General features: G+C 63.0%; 17 protein-coding genes. 9 read left to right on the forward strand and 8 right to left on the reverse strand.

The genetic code is table 11. The features are described from left to right. Positions 1 to 3: 3 nt before the first annotated feature. From cydB to cydP, 3 genes are read right to left on the reverse strand one after another with little or no spacing between them, the layout of a single operon-like run. Positions 4 to 1,140 carry a cytochrome d ubiquinol oxidase subunit II gene (gene cydB / locus N5C91_RS15070; RefSeq protein ID WP_253410678.1) on the reverse strand — a complete coding sequence of 379 codons (1,137 nt, stop codon included), beginning with the start codon at positions 1,138 to 1,140 and terminating at the stop codon, positions 4 to 6. A 10-nt stretch (positions 1,141 to 1,150) separates the two neighbouring features. Continuing rightward, positions 1,151 to 2,725 carry a cytochrome ubiquinol oxidase subunit I gene (locus N5C91_RS15075; RefSeq protein WP_279830275.1) on the reverse strand — a complete coding sequence of 525 codons (1,575 nt, stop codon included), beginning with the start codon at positions 2,723 to 2,725 and terminating at the stop codon, positions 1,151 to 1,153. Then, on the reverse strand, positions 2,725 to 2,934 hold the full coding sequence (cydP, locus tag N5C91_RS15080) for a cytochrome oxidase putative small subunit CydP (protein WP_279830276.1): 210 nt from the start codon (positions 2,932 to 2,934) through the stop codon (positions 2,725 to 2,727). Before cydP ends, N5C91_RS15075 begins: the two co-directional genes overlap by 1 nt. 183 nt (positions 2,935 to 3,117) lie before the next feature. Here cydP and N5C91_RS15085 point away from each other — a divergent pair, with 183 nt between their 5' ends. Then, complete coding sequence (locus N5C91_RS15085; RefSeq protein WP_279830277.1) at positions 3,118 to 3,315, forward strand: DUF2892 domain-containing protein; 198 nt, start codon at positions 3,118 to 3,120, stop codon at positions 3,313 to 3,315. Positions 3,316 to 3,499: 184 nt separating this feature from the next. Then, positions 3,500 to 3,733: a metal-sensing transcriptional repressor gene (locus tag N5C91_RS15090; protein WP_009623131.1), complete on the forward strand. Its 234-nt coding sequence runs from the start codon at positions 3,500 to 3,502 to the stop codon at positions 3,731 to 3,733. 20 nt (positions 3,734 to 3,753) lie between these two features. On the opposite strand, the gene N5C91_RS15095 is transcribed toward N5C91_RS15090, so the two are convergent. The 3 genes from N5C91_RS15095 to N5C91_RS15105 form a co-directional block, all read right to left on the reverse strand. Beyond that, positions 3,754 to 4,548, reverse strand: a complete 795-nt coding sequence (locus N5C91_RS15095; RefSeq protein ID WP_279830278.1) for a sulfite exporter TauE/SafE family protein — start codon at positions 4,546 to 4,548, stop codon at positions 3,754 to 3,756. Between the two features lie 10 nt (positions 4,549 to 4,558). Next, positions 4,559 to 6,241: a TIGR01244 family sulfur transferase gene (locus N5C91_RS15100; RefSeq protein WP_279830279.1), complete on the reverse strand. Its 1,683-nt coding sequence runs from the start codon at positions 6,239 to 6,241 to the stop codon at positions 4,559 to 4,561. 83 nt (positions 6,242 to 6,324) lie between these two features. Further along, complete coding sequence (locus N5C91_RS15105) at positions 6,325 to 7,263, reverse strand: MBL fold metallo-hydrolase (RefSeq protein ID WP_279830280.1); 939 nt, start codon at positions 7,261 to 7,263, stop codon at positions 6,325 to 6,327. Positions 7,264 to 7,411: 148 nt separating this feature from the next. Between N5C91_RS15105 and N5C91_RS15110 the strand changes: the two genes are divergently transcribed. From N5C91_RS15110 to N5C91_RS15135, 5 genes are all read left to right on the forward strand, one after another. Then, positions 7,412 to 8,062: a peroxiredoxin gene (locus tag N5C91_RS15110; RefSeq protein ID WP_253410666.1), complete on the forward strand. Its 651-nt coding sequence runs from the start codon at positions 7,412 to 7,414 to the stop codon at positions 8,060 to 8,062. Next, positions 8,059 to 8,457 (forward strand): metalloregulator ArsR/SmtB family transcription factor, encoded by a 399-nt coding sequence (locus N5C91_RS15115; protein WP_279830281.1) that lies wholly within the window; start codon positions 8,059 to 8,061, stop codon positions 8,455 to 8,457. Before N5C91_RS15110 ends, N5C91_RS15115 begins: the two co-directional genes overlap by 4 nt. Before the next feature lie 506 nt (positions 8,458 to 8,963). Beyond that, positions 8,964 to 9,314: a hypothetical protein gene (locus N5C91_RS15125; protein WP_279830282.1), complete on the forward strand. Its 351-nt coding sequence runs from the start codon at positions 8,964 to 8,966 to the stop codon at positions 9,312 to 9,314. Positions 9,315 to 9,552: 238 nt separating this feature from the next. After that, complete coding sequence (locus N5C91_RS15130) at positions 9,553 to 9,777, forward strand: hypothetical protein (protein WP_194488943.1); 225 nt, start codon at positions 9,553 to 9,555, stop codon at positions 9,775 to 9,777. Positions 9,778 to 9,825: 48 nt separating this feature from the next. Next, on the forward strand, positions 9,826 to 10,527 hold the full coding sequence (locus N5C91_RS15135; protein ID WP_279830283.1) for a YoaK family protein: 702 nt from the start codon (positions 9,826 to 9,828) through the stop codon (positions 10,525 to 10,527). Between the two features lie 39 nt (positions 10,528 to 10,566). On the opposite strand, the gene N5C91_RS15140 is transcribed toward N5C91_RS15135, so the two are convergent. Both N5C91_RS15140 and N5C91_RS15145 read right to left on the reverse strand, forming a co-directional pair. Continuing rightward, the gene (locus N5C91_RS15140; RefSeq protein WP_279830284.1) at positions 10,567 to 13,161 is read right to left on the reverse strand and encodes an EAL domain-containing protein; all 2,595 of its coding nucleotides are present in this window, start codon (positions 13,159 to 13,161) and stop codon (positions 10,567 to 10,569) included. 1,068 nt (positions 13,162 to 14,229) lie between these two features. After that, positions 14,230 to 15,672, reverse strand: coding sequence for a diguanylate cyclase (locus N5C91_RS15145; RefSeq protein ID WP_279830285.1), 1,443 nt, complete (start codon positions 15,670 to 15,672; stop codon positions 14,230 to 14,232). 250 nt (positions 15,673 to 15,922) lie between these two features. On the opposite strand from N5C91_RS15145, the gene N5C91_RS15150 reads away from it, so the two are divergent. Then, positions 15,923 to 16,429, forward strand: coding sequence for a ShlB/FhaC/HecB family hemolysin secretion/activation protein (locus N5C91_RS15150; protein WP_279830286.1), 507 nt, complete (start codon positions 15,923 to 15,925; stop codon positions 16,427 to 16,429). A gap of 130 nt (positions 16,430 to 16,559) precedes the next feature. Then, entirely contained in the window at positions 16,560 to 16,931 is a 372-nt protein-coding gene (locus tag N5C91_RS15155) for a histone-like nucleoid-structuring protein, MvaT/MvaU family (RefSeq protein WP_279830287.1), read from the forward strand. Positions 16,932 to 16,957 lie beyond the last annotated feature (26 nt).

A 16,957-nucleotide genomic window follows, 5' to 3' on the forward strand; every position in this document is an offset into this window, starting at 1 on the left:
TCCTCAGTAGAGTCCGTGGGGGTTGGCGTCGATGTGTCCGCGGTTCAGCCGGCCCCACATGCGCACGTAGCCCCAGAGCGTGTAGCAGAGGATCAGCGGCACGAAGATGCAGGCCACGGCGAACATGATGCCGAGGGTCTTGTGGCTGGACACCGCGTCCCACAGCGTCAGGCTGGCCGCCGGGTTCTCGCTGGAGGGGAAGACGAAGGGGAACAGCGCGAAGCCGGCGGTGCAGAGGGTGCCGACGATGGCCAGGGCGCTGCCGAGGAAGGCCAGGCCGCCCCTGTTGCCGCTGGCGCTGGCCAGGGCGAGCAGCCCGCCGAGGATGCCCAGCGCCGGGGCCAGCATAGTCAGCGGTTGCTTGTGGTAGTTGGCCAGCCAGCCGGCGTTGTCCAGCGTCACCTGCTTGTGCAGCGGGTTGAGCACGGCGTTGCCGTCCACCGCCGAGGCCAGGCTGAAGCCGTGCATGCCCAGGCTGAGCCACAGCCCGGCGCCGATGAAGGCCGCCAGGTACACCAGCGCGCACAGTTGCGCGGCGCGGCGCGAGCGTTCGGCCAGTTCGCCGTCGGTGCGCAGCATCAGCCAGGCGCCGCCGTGCAGGCAGAGCATGCTCAGGCTGACCACCCCGGCGAGCAGGGCGAAGGGGTTGAGCAGGGCGAAGAACGAGCCGCTGTAGGTCGGCCGCATCATTTCGTCGAGGTTGAACGGCAGGCCCAGGAACAGGTTGCCGAAGGCCACGCCGAACACCAGCGCCGGGACGCAGCCGCCGACGAACAGCGCCCAGTCCCAGGCCGCGCGCCAGCGCGGGTTCTCCAGCTTGCTGCGGTAGTCGAAGCCCACCGGCCGGCAGAACAGCGCGAACAGCACCAGCAGCATGGCCCAGTAGAGCCCGGAGAAGGCGGTGGCGTAGACCATCGGCCAGGCGGCGAAGAGCGCGCCGCCGGCGGTGATGAACCACACCTGGTTGCCGTCCCAGTGCGGGGCAATGGTGTTGATCGCCACGCGGCGCTCGTGGTCGTCCCGGGCGACGAAGGGCAGCAGCGCCATGGCGCCCATGTCGAAGCCGTCGGTGAGGGCGAAGCCGATCAGCAGCACGCCGATCAGCACCCACCAGGTGATCTTCAGGGTTTCGTAGTCCATGGCGGGCTCCTCAGGCAATGGCCGGGCGCTGCGCGGCGCCCTGCTCGAAGTGGTAGCGGCCGGTGTGCAGGCTCGACGGGCCGAGGCGGGCGAACTTGATCATCAGGTACATCTCCACCACCAGCAGCAGGCTGTAGAAGGCGACCAGCGCGATCAGCGAGCCCCACAGGTCGTGGGTGCCCAGGCTGGAGGCGGACAGGTGCACCGGCAGCACCTCGCCGATGGACCAGGGCTGGCGGCCGTGCTCGGCGACGTACCAGCCGGTCTGCGCGGCGATCCACGGCAGCGGCAGGCTCAGCAGCGCCCACTTCAGCAGCCAGGGCTTGCGCTCCTCGTTCTTGCGCGCCGAGGCCCAGAAGGCGCAGGCGAACAGGGCGAGCATGAGGAAGCCGCAGGCGACCATGGCGCGGAAGCTGAAGAACAGCGTGAGCACGTCGGGGATGGTGTCCAGGGTGGCCAGGCGGATCTGCTCTTCGCTCGCGTCCACCACCTTGTCGGTGTACTTCTTCAGCAGCAGGCCGTAGCCCAGGTCCTGCTTCACATCATCGAAGGCGGCGAGGGTGGCCGCGGACGTGTCGCCGCCGCGCAGCTGTTCCAGCCGCGCGTAGGCCTGCATGCCGTTGCGGATGCGCGCCTCGTGCTGCACCAGCAGGTCCTTGATGCCGGTGACCTCCTTGTCCAGCGAGCGGGTGGCGATGATGCCCAGCGCGTAGGGAATCTTGATCGCGTAATGGGTGCGCATCTGCTCCTGGTCGGGGATGCCGAGCAGGGTGAAGCCGGCCGGCGCCTCCTCGGTGTTCCACTCGGCCTCGATGGCCGCCAGCTTGGTTTTCTGCACGTCGCCGATCTCGTAGCCGGACTCGTCGCCGAGGATGATCACCGAGAGGATCGAGGCCAGGCCGAAGGCCGAGGCGATGGCGAAGGAGCGCCGGGCGAAGCCCTGGTCACGCTGCTTGAGCAGGTAGTAGCTGGAGATGGCGAGGACGAAGATCGCCCCGGTGACGTAGCCGGCGGCCACGGTGTGGACGAACTTGACCTGGGCCACCGGGTTGAACAGCAGGGCGCCGAAGTCGACCAGCTCCATGCGCATGGTCTGGAAGTTGAACTCGGCGCCCACCGGGTTCTGCATCCAGCCGTTGGCGATCAGGATCCACAGCGCCGAGAGGTTCGAGCCCAGCGCCACCAGCCAGGTGACGCTCAGGTGCTGGACCTTGGACAGGCGATCCCAGCCGAAGAAGAACAGGCCGATGAAGGTGGATTCGAGGAAGAACGCCATCAGCCCTTCGATGGCCAGGGGCGCGCCGAAGATGTCGCCGACGTAGTGGGAGTAGTAGGCCCAGTTGGTGCCGAACTGGAACTCCATGGTCAGCCCGGTGGTGACGCCGAGGGCGAAGTTGATGCCGAACAGCTTGCCCCAGAACTGCGTCATGTCCTTGTACACCTGCTTGCCGGTCATCACGTAGACCGACTCCATGATCGCCAGCAGGAAGGCGAGGCCCAGCGTCAGGGGCACGAACAGGAAGTGGTACATCGCCGTCATCGCGAACTGCAGGCGTGACAGGTCGACTACGGCTTCGGAAATCATCACGGGGACTCCTTGGCGGGGGATGAGGTGGGGGTGGATACGGGGTCGGGGGTGCCCAGCAGGTGCGCGCTGACCTGCCGTTCGCCCTCGACGGGAAGGGTGGGGTGGTCGAACCAGATGGCCTTGATGGCCAAGAGCAGCACCAGCTTGATCAGCAGGATGGCCGCCAGTTCCTTCACCAGCTTCGGGTAGCGGATTGACGCACTCACTTGTGCACCTCCGGAGCGACTGCTGTAATACCCCATAGGGTATTCTGGAAGTGCCCTTTCAATGAGATGGCAGATTGACGCAGCAGGCGCCTGGACCCTCGTCCGGCGACCGACCCGGCAAGCCGCGCCGCTCATGTTCACCGCGCTGGATGGCCAGCGCGGGACCTGACCAAGGAGATCGTCATGAAAGTGAATGTGGGGACCATCGATCGCGCGGTGCGCATCGTCGTGGGGCTGCTGCTGATCGGGCTGAGCCTCGCCGGCGTGATCGGCTGGTGGGGGTGGATCGGCGTGGTGCCTCTGGCCACCGGCATCTTCCGTTTCTGCCCGGTTTATCCGCTGCTGGGCATCAGCACCTGCGGGAGCTGCAAGCGCTCCTGAGGCCGGGCGCGGGCCATGCCCGGCGGCTGCCCCGCCGCCGGGCTGGCTGTGCCCGCCGAACAACGCTACCCTCACGCCCGGGCGCCGGGTTGCCGTGGATGGGAACCCCATGGAGCCTTCACCTCGGGATGCGCGTTGGAAGGTACACGTGAGCAGAAAAAGCGATATCACCCCCCAGGAAGCGATGCTCAACCGCCTGGCCCGGGTCGAGGGCCAGATACGTGGGTTGCAGGCGATGATCCGCCGGGGCGAGGAGTGCGAGACCATCGCGCTGCAGTTCCGCGCGGCGCGCAAGGCCCTGGAAAAGGCCTACCAGGAACTGCTCGCCTGCCTGCTGGAAGAGGCGTTCGAGGACCAGGAGCAGGACGCGGCGCAGACGCTGCAGCGGGTCCGGGCGATCTTCACGAAATACACTTGAGCGGTGCGCAGCCCGGCCGTTCATATGACGCCCAGCGCCCCCAGGCTGCGGTAGAGCATGTACAGCGCGGTGGCGCCGATCATCGCCGCGGACACCAGGTTCAGGGTGCCCTGGCTGCGTGACAGGCGCGTCGCCAGCCAGGCGCCGCACAGCCCGCCGGCCACCCCGCCGCCGATGAACACCACCGCCAGCGGCCAGTCCACCAGGCCCGAGCGCGCGTAGTTGAGCGCGGTGGTCAGGCCGAAGGCGGTCACCGCCACCAGCGAACTGCCCACGGCGAAGAGGATCGGCATGCGCGTGGCGGCCATCAGGCCGGGGACGATGAGGAAGCCGCCGCCGATGCCGAAGAACCCCGACAGGGCGCCGGCCAGGCCGCCGAAAGCCGCCAGCCGCGGGGCGTTGCCGCGGCCCAGGGCCACCGCGGCGTCGCCTTCGCTGGCGCGCCCGCGCAGCATCAGCGCCGCCACCACCAGCATCAGCAGGGCGAACAGCACCAGCAGCTTCTGGCCGTCGAAGGCCTTGCCCAGGGACGAGCCGAAGAAGGCGCCGACCACCCCGACCAGGGCGAACAGCGAGGCGCAGGGCCACTTCACGTTGCCGCGGCGGGCATGGTTGAGCAGGTTGGCAGCGGCGTTGGCGGCCACCGCCAGGGCGCTGGTGCCGATGGCGATGTGGGGGTTGTCGACGCCGACCAGGTAGACCATCAGCGGCACGGCGAGGATCGAGCCGCCCCCGCCGACCAGGCCGAGGGTGAAGCCCACCAGCGATCCGGCGGCGGCGCCGAGCAGGTACTGCAACAGACTGAGGGTCGGCATCGCGGCTTCCTCAGGCGGACTGTTCGGCGCGGCGCCGGCCGGGCGCGCAGAGCCACTCGCGGCCCTTGAGCATGGCGTTCCAGTAGATGCCCGGCAACGCCTCGGACTTCAGGTGCCAGGCCAGGCGCGACGGCTTGCGGCCATCGAACAGCCAGCGCGGGAAGGTGGGCAGCAGCTTGCCGCCGTAGCCGAACTCGGCGAGCACGATCTTGCCGCGCTCCACGGTCAGCGGGCAGGAGCCGTAGCCGTCGTAGGCCGCCGTCAGGGGCAGGCCGTCGAGGCAGGCGAGGGCGTTCTGCGCCACCACCGGCGCCTGCTTGCGCGCCGCCGCGGCGGTCTTGGCGTTGGGCGCGGCGCTGGCGTCGCCGAGGGCGAAGACGTTGGCGAAGCGCACATGGCGCAAGGTCACCGGGTCGACGTCGATCCAGCCGCCGTCGCCGGCCAGCTGGCTGCTGCGGATGAAGTCCGGAGCGGTCTGCGGCGGGCACACGTGGAGCATGTCGAACTCGCGCACTTCCTCGTGGCGCTGGCCGTCGGCATCGGTGCGGGCGAAGGTGGCGGTGCGCGCCGGGCCGTCGACGGCCGCCAGGGTCGAGCCGAAGTTGAGCTGGGCGCGGTAGCGCTCGACGTACTCCATCAATGCCGGCACGTAGTCCGCCACGCCGAACAGCGCGGCGCCGGCGGTGTGGAACTGGATATCGATGCCGTCCAGGCGGCCACCGCGCAGCCAGTGGTCGGCGGACAGGTACATGGCCTTCTGCGGAGCGCCGGCGCACTTGATCGGCATCGGCGGCTGGGTGAAGAGCGCGCGGCCGCGGTGCAGGCCGCGCACCAGCTGCCAGGTGTAGGGCGCCAGGTCGAAGCGGTAGTTGGAGGTCACGCCGTTGCGCCCCAGGGTGTCGGCCAGGCCGGGGATGGCGTTCCAGTCCAGCTTCAGGCCGGGCGCCAGGACCAGCACGCGGTACTTCAGGCTGGCGCCGTTGGCCAGGATCACCCGCTCGTCCTGGGGCGCGAAGGCCGCCGCGGCGGAGCGTTCCCAGGCCACGCAGTCGGGGATCAGCGCCGCCATCGGGCGCACCGTGCGGTCCTGGGTGAAGACGCCGGCGCCGACCATGGTCCAGCCCGGCTGGTAGTAGTGCTCCGTGGCCGGCTCGACCATGCAGATGCTCAGGTTCTGGCGGCGCTTGAGCAGGCTGGCGCAGGTGGCCAGGCCGGCGGCGCCGGCGCCGATCACCACCACGTCATAGGTGGGCTCGCCGCGCCCCGGGCGGGGGCTGGCGGCGGCCTGCAGGCGCGGGCGCAGCTGGCCGAGGTCGAAGCCGGCCCGGGCGGCGCGGGCGAGTATGTCGTCCAGGGGCCGTTGCCCGGCCTGGGACAGCACCCAGAGGGTGGCCGAGCGGGTGCCGGTGCGGCAGTAGGCGAGCACCGGGCCGGGCAGCTGCTCCAGGGCGGCGGCGAAGGCGTGGACGTCGGCGTCGCCGATGGCGCCGCTGGTCACCGGCAGGTAGGCGAACTCCAGGCCCTGGGCGGCGGCGGCCGCGGCCATGGCCTGGCTGCCCGGCTGGTCGTCGGCCTCGCCGTCGGGGCGGTTGCAGACCAGGCTGCGAATGCCGGCGGCGGCCAGGGCGGAAAGGTCTTCGGGGTTCAGTTGCGGGGCGACGCAAAAGCCATCGTCCAGGGGCAGACGTTGCATGGCGGATTCCTCTTCTTCTTTCGGCGGCGCAAGGCAAGGGGAGGGCGGCGGGACAGCGGCCGTCATGGCCCACCGTCGGCGGCTCAGAGCAGGTTCAGCGGCAGCTTGAGGTAGCGCACGCCGTTGTCTTCCGGCTCCGGCAGGTGGCCGCCGCGCATGTTCACCTGCACCGAGGGCAGCATCAGGCGCGGCATCGGCAGGGTGGCGTCGCGGGCGTCGCGCATGGCGACGAACCCGGCCTCGCTCACGCCGTCGTGGACGTGGATGTTGCCGGCGCGCTGCGCGCCGATGCTGGTTTCCCAGGCGTAGTGGTCGCGGCCGGGGGCCTTGTAGTCGTGGCAGAGGAACACCCGCGCCCGCTGCGGCAGGCCGAGCAGCCGGCGGATGGAGCGGAACAGCGTGGCGCTGTCGCCGCCGGGGAAGTCGCAGCGCGCGGTGCCGTAGTCGGGCATGAACAGGGTGTCGCCGGGGAACACCGCATCGCCGATCACGTAGGCCATACAGGCCGGGGTATGCCCGGGCACGTGCAGGGCGATGGCCTGCAGGTTGCCGATGCGGAAACTTTCGCCATCCGCGAAAAGATGGTCGAACTGGCTGCCGTCGCGGGCGAAGGCGCTGCCGGCGTTGAAGATCTTGCCGAAGGTCTGCTGCACCCGGGTGATCCGCTCGCCGATCGCCAGGCGCCCGCCCAGGCGTTCCTGCAGCAGCGGCGCGGCGGACAGGTGGTCGGCATGGGCGTGTGTCTCCAGCAGCCAGGACACCCGCAGGTCGTTGGCCTGGACGAACTCCACCAGGGCCTGGGCCGACTCCTGGTGGGTGCGGCCGCTGGCCTGGTCGAAGTCGAGCACGCTGTCGATGATGGCGCAGGCGTTGCTGGTGGGATCGCGCACCACATGGCTGACGGTGAAGGTGGCTTCGTCGAAGAACGAGGTGACCTGCGGGGCGGGGGCGCGGCCGCTGGTGGCGTCGTCGACCAGTGCGCTGGCGGCGGCCAGGGCGGCATCGGCGTGGAGGGCGGACATGGGGGACGTCTCCTGCGACATTTATCTGGATAATGCTTACACTATTTCTTTAATAGTGCAATTATGAAAGCGTCGAAGTGTCGGCGTCGACGCTACCGGGCCGGGGCGGTAGCATGACGGGCCTGTTCAGCCGAGAATCTGGATCACCGTGGAAGCCAATGCCTGTTCCGCTCCCTCCATGCCGCCGCTGCGCCAGAACGACCGTGCGCCGGAGTTCCGCGCCCGCACCACCCGCGGCGACGTCGCCCTGAGCGACTACCGCGGCCGCTGGCTGCTGCTGTTCTCCCACCCGGCGGACTTCACCCCGGTGTGCACCAGCGAGTTCATCGCCTTCGCCCGCGCCAAGCCGCGCTTCGACGAACTGGGCTGCGAGCTGCTGGCGCTATCGGTGGACGGCCTCTACTCGCACCTGGCGTGGATACGCGACATCCACGAGCGCTTCGGCGTGGCCATCGACTTCCCGATCATCGAGGACCCCTCCATGGCCATCGCCCGCGGCTACGGCATGGTCGGCCCCGACGCGGTGGACAGCTCGACCACCCGGGTCAGCTACGTGATCGATCCGGAGGGCATCATCCGCGCCCTGAGCTGGTACCCGATGAACGTCGGCCGCTCGGTGGAAGAACTGCTGCGCCTGGTCGCCGCGCTGCAGGCCGCCGACCGGCACGCCGCCTCCACGCCGGAGGGCTGGCAGCCCGGCGGCGCGCTGCTGGAGCCGGTGGCCCTGGATGCGCACGAGGCGTTGCAGGTCGAACCCGGCCCGGACGAAACCTGGTACTACCGCTGGAAGAAACCATGAAAACCCCGGCCGACGAGGGCCTGGAAGCCCTGAAGGAGCGCGCCAACGACGCCGCTGAGCTGCTGCGCCTGCTGGCCAACCCGACGCGCCTGCTGCTGCTCTGCCAGATCGCCCGGGGCGAGTGCTCCGTGGCGGAACTGGAGCGCGACCTCGGCCTGCGCCAGCCCGGCCTGTCGCAGCAACTGGCGGAACTGCGGCAGAACCAACTGGTGAAGACCCGCCGCGAGTCCCGCTCGATCTACTACAGCCTGGCCGATGCCCGCGTGCAGGTGCTGCTGGAAGCACTGCACGAGGCGCTCTGCGGCGATCCCTCGCTGTCACCAGTGCAGGAGCCTACTGATGGCGGAGGGCGGGAGTATGGAGAGAGTGCGCGATTTGCGCAGGTCATGCGTTAGCCCGTTGGCGGGGGCTGGTAAAGCCCGAGCACGGTAACGATGTGGTCGAGTCCTGGCAGCAGGCCTAACAAGCATCGTTTACCTCTGGGGGGCCGTTTGCGGGTTGGGCGCGTTCTTTTCGCTCTGGCCTTTGTTCGGAGTCCGCGGCTATGTGAAAGTCGTGCCATAGCCCAACAGGCATGGTTCTAGCGCAGTACGATATCGCGCTCGCGTTATGGTCGACGTTTACCGATGACAGGAAATCTGAGTTGTGAACAAGCACACCCAACTCTTGAAACATGATCTCAAATCAATCGCTTCTGACTTGAAGTGGGCGACGGTCGACTTAGTACAGATTGCAGAACGCCTCGGCAGTAGTGGCAATGAGGCTGATGCATGGGCTGTCCTTCGCATGGTAGGCATACTCATGAATGGAGAGGATCGCTTGGCAAGGTATGCTTCTGAGGTAAAAAGCGGGCGTATCACTCGCTCGAAGGGCTGATATTCCCTTCGGACATGAGGGCGGCATGGCTGATCGATGCTCGGCTAAGCAGGCTAGCTTGGAGCCGGGCTTTCAGAATCTGGTGATTTCAATGGATGTCTTTAATGAGGAACTCTTGGGACTGTGTATCTATGGCGCCATTTTCCTAGCCAGTTATGCCATGGCTTTTTTTGCAGCTAGTTCATTGATGAGAGCGAAGCTTGAGGCATCAATAGAGGGCGCTGAGCATTTCTTTCGTGCTACGGATAGGCGCGATTATGTTCGGGAGATCACCAGGGCAACTCGTTCGTCGATTATCAAGTGTGGTTGTATTTTGGGCTCGTTGGTTGGGGCTGTCGTTTCCCTGTTTGCTTGGGGGCTTTTCCAATTGGGTTGAGCCTTGCCCAGGTATATGGTCCCCAGAGGGGGTAAGCATCAGCGTCTGGCGAGGAACGCGGGTCTGACAAACATCTCCGCCTAGAAACGGTCCCCCATTTTTCTGAAGCAAGATGGGGTATCCTAGGCAGTTGCAGCCTTCTTGCGGGGCAGCGATTTTTCATTTGCAAACTTCTGTCGTATTGCTCATCGGTCGCGAAGAGCCAAAAATATCCTTTCTCTAGGTAAGGTGGTCCGCCATGATCCTGCGCGGTATGGCACAGATGCACATTGACGATCTGCCCGCCAGGTTCCAGGCGTTGCTTCATGATCTCTCGGGGTTGGAGCCGCAGGGCTTCGTCTGGGTAGTCTTCTATCAGGGACGAATTTTTGGCGCCTATCCTGATGCCGATCTTGCCTTGCGTAAGGTGACCGAGATCGAACACTGCATCAGTGAGGACGAAGTGCCCACTGCGCAGGTGTGACATCTTGGCCGCTCTCGTCGATTGTCCATCCCGCCAGGCTGTACCGTAATGCTTCCCCATGCCCCAAAGCTCCGCAGCGCCAAACGGTCGCGTCTACACGTCCTGCGTGGGCGCGTCGGGTTGGGGCTGGTCGCTTGCCTGTCAGTACTGGCGGGGATGACCGATGCGATAGGCTTCCTGGCTACCGGCGACTTCGTGTCGTTCATGAGCGGCAATACCACGCGTCTGGCGGTCGCGGTAAGCGAGCATGACCCGACGACCGTGGGGCGCCTTTCGCTCGCCGTGGTGTGCTTCGTCGCCGGCAATGCGCTGGGCATCGTCCTAGCTCGAGGATTCAAGAGACGGGCTGCTCCATTACTCATCGTCGTCGCTGCTCTGCTGGGGTTTGCGGCCCTCTGGCCGGTGGACTGGAATCTCCCAGCCTTCATTGCGGCTATCGTCTCGATGGGGATGCTGAACGCTGTTGTGGAACAGGTGAATGGCCTACCCATCGGTTTGACCTATGTGACGGGGGCGCTGTCTCGTTTTGGCCGTGGCCTAGGCCGTTGGCTATTGGGGGAGCGATACAATGGCTGGCGGGTGCAACTGGTACCATGGAGCGGAATGCTGTTGGGGGCTGCCGTAGGGGCATTCCTGGAACATCACCTGGGTCTGGCCGCTATGGCCGTGAGCGCTGCGCTCGCTAGCATGCTGGCTGCAGTAGTTTTCTTTATTCCGCGGTCATGGCAATTGGGTTACATGTCTCGCTAGATTCACCTGCCCGTCTGACCACGCTTGGGTTCCGCTCCATCAGACTGCGCCACTGGGGTTTTCCGTGTGCTGTATTTCCCAGGCAATGATCCAGCGTTCCAGTTCATCGGCCGGGAGTGGTCGGGAAAACAGATAGCCTTGGGCGACCGGATAGCCCTGTTCTTGCAGTAGCGTGCTCTGTGAGTCGTTCTCCACTCCTTCGGCCACTACAGTCATGTGCAGACTTTTGCCGATGCCCAAAATCGCATTGCTGAGGGCGCGAGCTTCTTCTTCCAGTTCGATGTCGGCAACGAAGCTTCGATCCAGCTTTAGTTCGGAAATAGGGAGACGGCGCAGGTAACTGAGGCTGGAGTAACCCGTACCGAAGTCATCCATGGACAGCTTGACGCCCTGGGCATGGATTTCGTGAATGGTCTGCAAGGTAGTGGGAGTGGTGTCCAGGAGGATGTTTTCGGTCAGCTCCAGAGTCAGATCCTGCGCAGTCAGGTCGTTGCTGCTCAGCGCGTCCTCGATCAGGTTTGGCAGGTCCAGATTGTGGAAGCTGACCGGGGAAAGGTTTACCGCTACCACCGGAACTGGTAGTCCTTTCGCCCTCCACTCGGACAGTTGCCTGCAGGCTGCGCTCAATGCCCACCTGCCGAGTTCTGCGATGAGGCCGCACTCTTCAGCTAGAGGAATGAAGCGTGTTGGGGGGATCTCCCCCAGTTGTGGGTGTGTCCAGCGGGCCAGCGCCTCGACGCCGTACATGCGCTTGCTACCAAGTTCGATCTGCGGCTGATAGTGGAGTCGCAGCTGGTTTTGATGGAGCGCATCCCGCAGGGCGATCTCCAGGGCTAGGCGCTCCTGGGCGAGTTTGTTCAGTTCGGCACTGAAGAAACTGAAGCGGCCGCGGCCGCCGCTTTTAGCCTGGTACATGGCCATGTCCGCACAGCGGATAAGGGTGTCGAAGTCCTGGCCATCACTGGGGTAGAGGGCTATGCCGATGCTGGCGGATATAGATAGGTTCGTATTGCCCAGGGCGATCGGTTGGTTGATCCGTGCCTGAATCCGCTCGACCACAGGGGTTGCCTGCTCGGCATCGCAGCCTGGCAGTATGACCACCAGCTCGTCGCCAGACAGCCGGCCGGCTAGGTCCACTGGCCGTAGTTCCTGCTGTATACGGGTGGCGACTTCCCGCAGCAACTCGTCCCCCATTGGGTGGCCGAACGAGTCGTTGACCTGCTTGAAGCGGTCCAGATCGATGAAGAGCGCAGCCAACTGTTCGCCGTCCCGGGCCGCTGCGGCGATGCTCTGTCCGGCGTTGGCCTGTAGCAGGCTCCGGTTGGGCATGCCGGTCAGACTGTCGTAGAAGGCCAACTGGCGGATGCGTCGCTGGGTGCTTTCACGCTCCAGTGCCAGGGCGCAGAGGTGCGTGCAGGCATCGGCGAGACGTTGATGGAAGAGCTCGGTATGCGTGTTGCGGGGTTGGCGGAAATAGAAGGCAAAGGTGCCGATTGGTCGCCCTTGGGCATTGCGAATCGGTGCTGACCAGCACCCGAGAATTCCGACTGGCAGGGCAAGGTGAAGGAAGTCGGCCCATAGCGGATCCGCGGCGATGTTATCGACCTTGACGGCCTCGTTGCGCCAGGCAGCGGTGCCGCAAGAGCCGACCCTGGGGCCGATTTTCAGGCCATCGAGCTGTCTCGAATAGGCTTCCGGAAGGCTGGGTGCTGCCAGAGGGTGTAGCTGATCATGCTCGTCAACTTGAAGGATCGAGGCGGAAACTTCCGGTGCTATGCGCTCTACCTCCAGACAGATCAGCTCTAGCACCTTGGCCAGTGGCTTTTCTCGTGCCATGGCTTCCAGCGCTTTTTGTTGCAGAGTTTCGTGGATCCTGATTCGGGTGATGTCGGTCAGCAGCGTCATGCTGTGCTGGAGGCGTCCTTGGTCATCGAGGATCGGATTGCTGACGATCTTGACCCAGTAGCGCTGGCCCTGTTTGCCCTGGATGAGTTCCTCGAGCTGCATGGGAAGGCCTCGTTGGAGGTCGGCCTCGAGCCGGGCGATACGTCTTGCGTCCAGTTGCGGGGACAGGACCTCCAGCAGGTTGCGACCGCGCGCCTCGTCTTCCGTCCAGCCGAGCATCCGCTGGAAGCCGCCATTGGTGTAGGCGATATGTGCATCGCTATCGCTGATCAGAACGGCGGTATCGCTGCACTCTGCGGCAACGGCAAGGTGATCCAGTCGTCTCTGCTGCAGACCTGCCGGTTGGCGATCATCGGTGACCTCGGTGGCGATCTTGAGGATCAGTTCAACCTCGCCCGAGTCGTCAAATACCGGCATGTAGGTTGCGCTCAGCCAGCAGCGCCTGCCGTCACTCCGGATACGTTCGGCCATCTCGGAGCAGGACTGGCCAGCATTCAATCGCTGCCAGAGTCTGCCATAGGTAGGACTTCGCACCAGCGCTTGCGAGCAGAAGAAACTGTGGTGACGCCCTCGGATTTCCTCTGTTTCGTAGCCGAGCAACCTTCTATAGTTCTGATTGGCATAGAGTAGCGTGCCATCCGGGGTAAAGCGTGCGATGGCTTTACTCCGGTTGAGTGCCTCTAATTGTGCCAACGACCAGCCGGCGTGAGTGTTATCACTAAACGTCATGTCCTTTCTCGCAAGATGTCGAGGGCCTTTCGTTTATTGTGGCTCAAGTGAGCCCGCCTATTCGTAGTAGTGTAATGGCGATTGGCCTTTGTTGGGCTGGTGAGCGCCGGATGCAACGGCGGTTGCGAATGTGGATTCTCGACGAGGCCTATCGGGTCCAGTCGGAGTGAGTGGAGTACCGATTGCCGGCGGGCGACGGGGCAAGAGCCACAAGATCGACTGACCGCCAGGGTAATCCGCGATGCCCGCATTAAGCGTAAGGCCCCGAAACGGAGCTCATGCGCATGGTGCTCGACACCATCGTGGGCAATGCTGCCGTGGTACCCCGAGGTGAAGCGCGCAGTCGATGTGACTGCCATCACGCGTATCACCCTTTGTGGGAAGGTTACCGGTATCCTGATAGTCGATGATGTGCAGGCTCGCGAATTGCTTGAGTTGGAGCCTCTGTTCGTGGCCGCGTCGATCGACCTGGCCTTACTACGAGCGGCAGTTAGGCGTACGGCCAAGCTTTCAAGCATTCTTCGCCCCCTTACAAGCAGCTCGGCCTACTGAGCCCATATCCAGTCGTTTGCGCCGACGACGACGCGGCTGCGACCCCGGAACGGGCTGTTTGAGCCGCGTCGCCAATTGCGAGTGCACCACACCGAGACTTTCACTGCTCCTCCCCCGGCAACAAGGGAGAGTGTGAAATCCGTTTTCGCGTGAGCGATCGCCCTGCTTTTACAACGCACGCATCCGTTGTCTGTTAGTCGTCCGACCAGATCTGGGTTTCAACCTTCTTAAATTGCCTGTGGAAGCGGGATGGCGCTTCCTGTTGAAAATAAAGGGCGACGGATGATTCCTTTAAAGTAAAGCCGAGGTTTCGGCTGGGTTTGTTTTTCGCAATTTATAATTGAACTCGCAGTAGTTAGTGTAAGGATTAAATTTCCGTGGACGGCGAGGGCGATAATTATCATGTCCATCCCCTGTAATCTCTAGGAGGTATACGAAAAGAGCTTTCAGGAACTGGGCGCCTCCTCTCTCTCCCAATGGCGCTGGCCGTTCTATGGTGGTTGGTTCCGTTATGGCTTAGTGCGGCTCCACTCGATTGCGCCCGCCTAATTTTGCTTCATAGAGCATCTCGTCGGCTCGCTTCACCAAAGCCTCCACACTTTCTACCTTGTTGGAAGATGTGCTGGCTACACCAACGCTTATAGTGACGATGCCGCGGTCTCCTTTTGCATGAGGTAGCCCCGCGCTTTCTACGCCTTGACGAATCGCTTCGGCGACAACGAGCGCTCCGGTCAAGTCGCAGTTTGGTAGTACAACCACGAACTCTTCGCCACCGTAGCGGGCAGAACCATCTTCATCGCGCTGAGCTGCGGTGCGCACTTGGTTTGCTACTTTTATCAGCGCCTTATCCCCCATCTGGTGGCCATAGTGATCGTTATAGGCCTTGAATTGGTCAATGTCTAACATCAGAACTGCCAGGTTCTGATTGTTGCGAAGGTGGCGATGCCATTCTTTCCGAATTAGCTCATCGAACCAGCGGCGGTTGTATAGGCCTGTCAGTGCATCGGTATTTGCCTCGGCTCTCAGGCGACTCTCTGCATTTTTCTGCCTGCGGAGATGGCTGGTTAGGCGATACGCGAGAACTACTGTTGCAAGGTTAAACGCAATCAGAAAAATTATTGTGATAACGCTACGAGCGAGCCAGGTTTGGAGTACGGTTCGGCGTGCTCGCTCGATAGTAACTACCGCGGGATAATTACCCACGCGCCGATAGCCTTGCCAGTATGGTCGCGCGGTATTCGTTGCATCGTTGATGAATTTGGCTCGCCCGCTTCTAATAAAATTCTGAAAGGCTCTTGTTTCTTCGCGCGTGCGGGCAGGTGCGTTATCCGGCCATTGTGCTAGCAGGGTGCCGTCGAGGAGATGAATTGATATTGTATCGTCACGGCTAATTTTGAGGTCCTCTGCATACCCCTCTAGACTGCGTATGTTGGTGATCGCTGCCACTACTCCGTCGAATTTTCCATTCTGATCAATTAGGGGGCGGCTCAGCGAAATGACGCGCATGCTGCTGTTGTATGATGGCCTAAATGGATGGCTCAGGTGAATGCTGTGATCACCCTTGGCATGGACTTGGAAGTACTCTCGCGTGGACAAATCTTGCTGTGTTTCTCCGTCGTGGTTGAGATCTTGCAGTAGCTGGCCATATTTGTCGGTTAGAATAATGGTGCCCATTCCTGGGGAGCCGGCGACGTGACCGTAGACAAGGGCTGCAAGCCCAAGACTATTGTCTAAGCCTGATGGCGATTTGATGACATTGATGATGGTCTGAAGTGACTGTGCATGCATATCTAAGTCACGATTAAGCTCTCGCTCGATGATCAATAATACGTTGGCGCCGCTTGCATTGGTGATTTCAATTACATCATTTCGCATCGTAAGCAATTGCCATCCTGCAAGCGCCGATACACCAAACGCTAGTAACATCATCAGGACGAAAGTCCGTGTGGGTTTTAGCATTTACTCGCTCCCGAGTATTCGAGCCGATAGTGTTGTTCTTCCTTGTCCTCTGCAGATTCGGCCTCTTGCGCTGACCGAGCGAGATGGTTGCGGTGTTGCTGATCTGAGCCGTGCGCCGAGATGAGTGGCTGATCAAAGATGGACTATCGATCTGCAGTTCGCCATTCTTGTAGAGAGTTTGCGACTCCATGGCTGTGATGGATTGCTGTTAGTCTCTTCGCTCATCGTTGTCGCTGGGATCGGTAACCCCTTGCGCTACGAGGGCCAGACCGACTTCACCAAGCTGCAGGTCGACACCCAGCGCCTGCAGGACATGAGCTGGATCACTGTGGGCCCGAACCTGCATCTGGCGCTGGCCGGACAGACCAGCTTCGGCGATGAGCTGCTTACCCCCGAACAGTTCGACGTCGGCGGCAGCCAGTTCAGGAGTGGCTACGATCCGTCGGAAATCGCCGGCGACAAGGGCTTGGTCGGCAAAGTGGAACTGCAATGCAGCCGCTACCACGAGTTCTCCAAGCACCCGGTGCCGACGCAGGACTTCGGCCACAGGGGCGTGGGTAAGGTGTGGAACGAGGAGCTGCGCTACATGCATGCCGAGAACCTGGCCTCGGCCGGCTTCGGCGCACACTTCCTGGTGGCCAGCTATACCTACGTGAGCCCGGAGCTGGCCTTTCCGCTGACCCGCTCGTTGTCCGCCGAGGAGCTCCAGGGCAAAAACGGCAAATCGCCGCGCGTCTACCTGCTCAAGTTGTTCTGAGGCTGCCCTCCCTAGAGCGTTACACGTTGGTCGCATTCCTTGCGGTCACAAATCACAGGTCCACTAGTTGGGATGACCTGCAGAGTCGGATATGCTCTCCGGGTCACTCCTTCTTACTGAGATCATTTTTATGTCGAAGCTTGCTGAGTTCCGTGCCGCAGAAAAGGCTCTTGCTGACCAACTGGCTCATCTTGAGTTCCTTAAGAACGATACAGTCCTCAAGAAGGAAATTGAGTTTGAGGAAAAGCTGAAGGCGCTGATGGGTGAGTACGACAAGTCCCTTCGTGACATCGTGGCAATCCTTGATCCATCAGTAACTGCTGCAGCGGGCATCCGCGGTGGTCGCACGTCGCAATTCAAGCGCCGTGAGCGTGTGGTGAAGGTCTACAAGAATCCGAACACCGGTGAAGTGGTGGAAACGAAGGGTGGAAACCACAAGGTGCTGAAGGCTTGGAAGGCTGAATACGGTAGCGACGTGGTCGAGTCTTGGCTTCAGGTCTGACAAGCATTCGCGGCAGCAGTGGATAT

It is taken from the genome of Pseudomonas sp. GD03903 (assembly GCF_029840045.1).
Taxonomy (GTDB): Bacteria; Pseudomonadota; Gammaproteobacteria; order Pseudomonadales; family Pseudomonadaceae; genus Pseudomonas; species Pseudomonas pseudonitroreducens.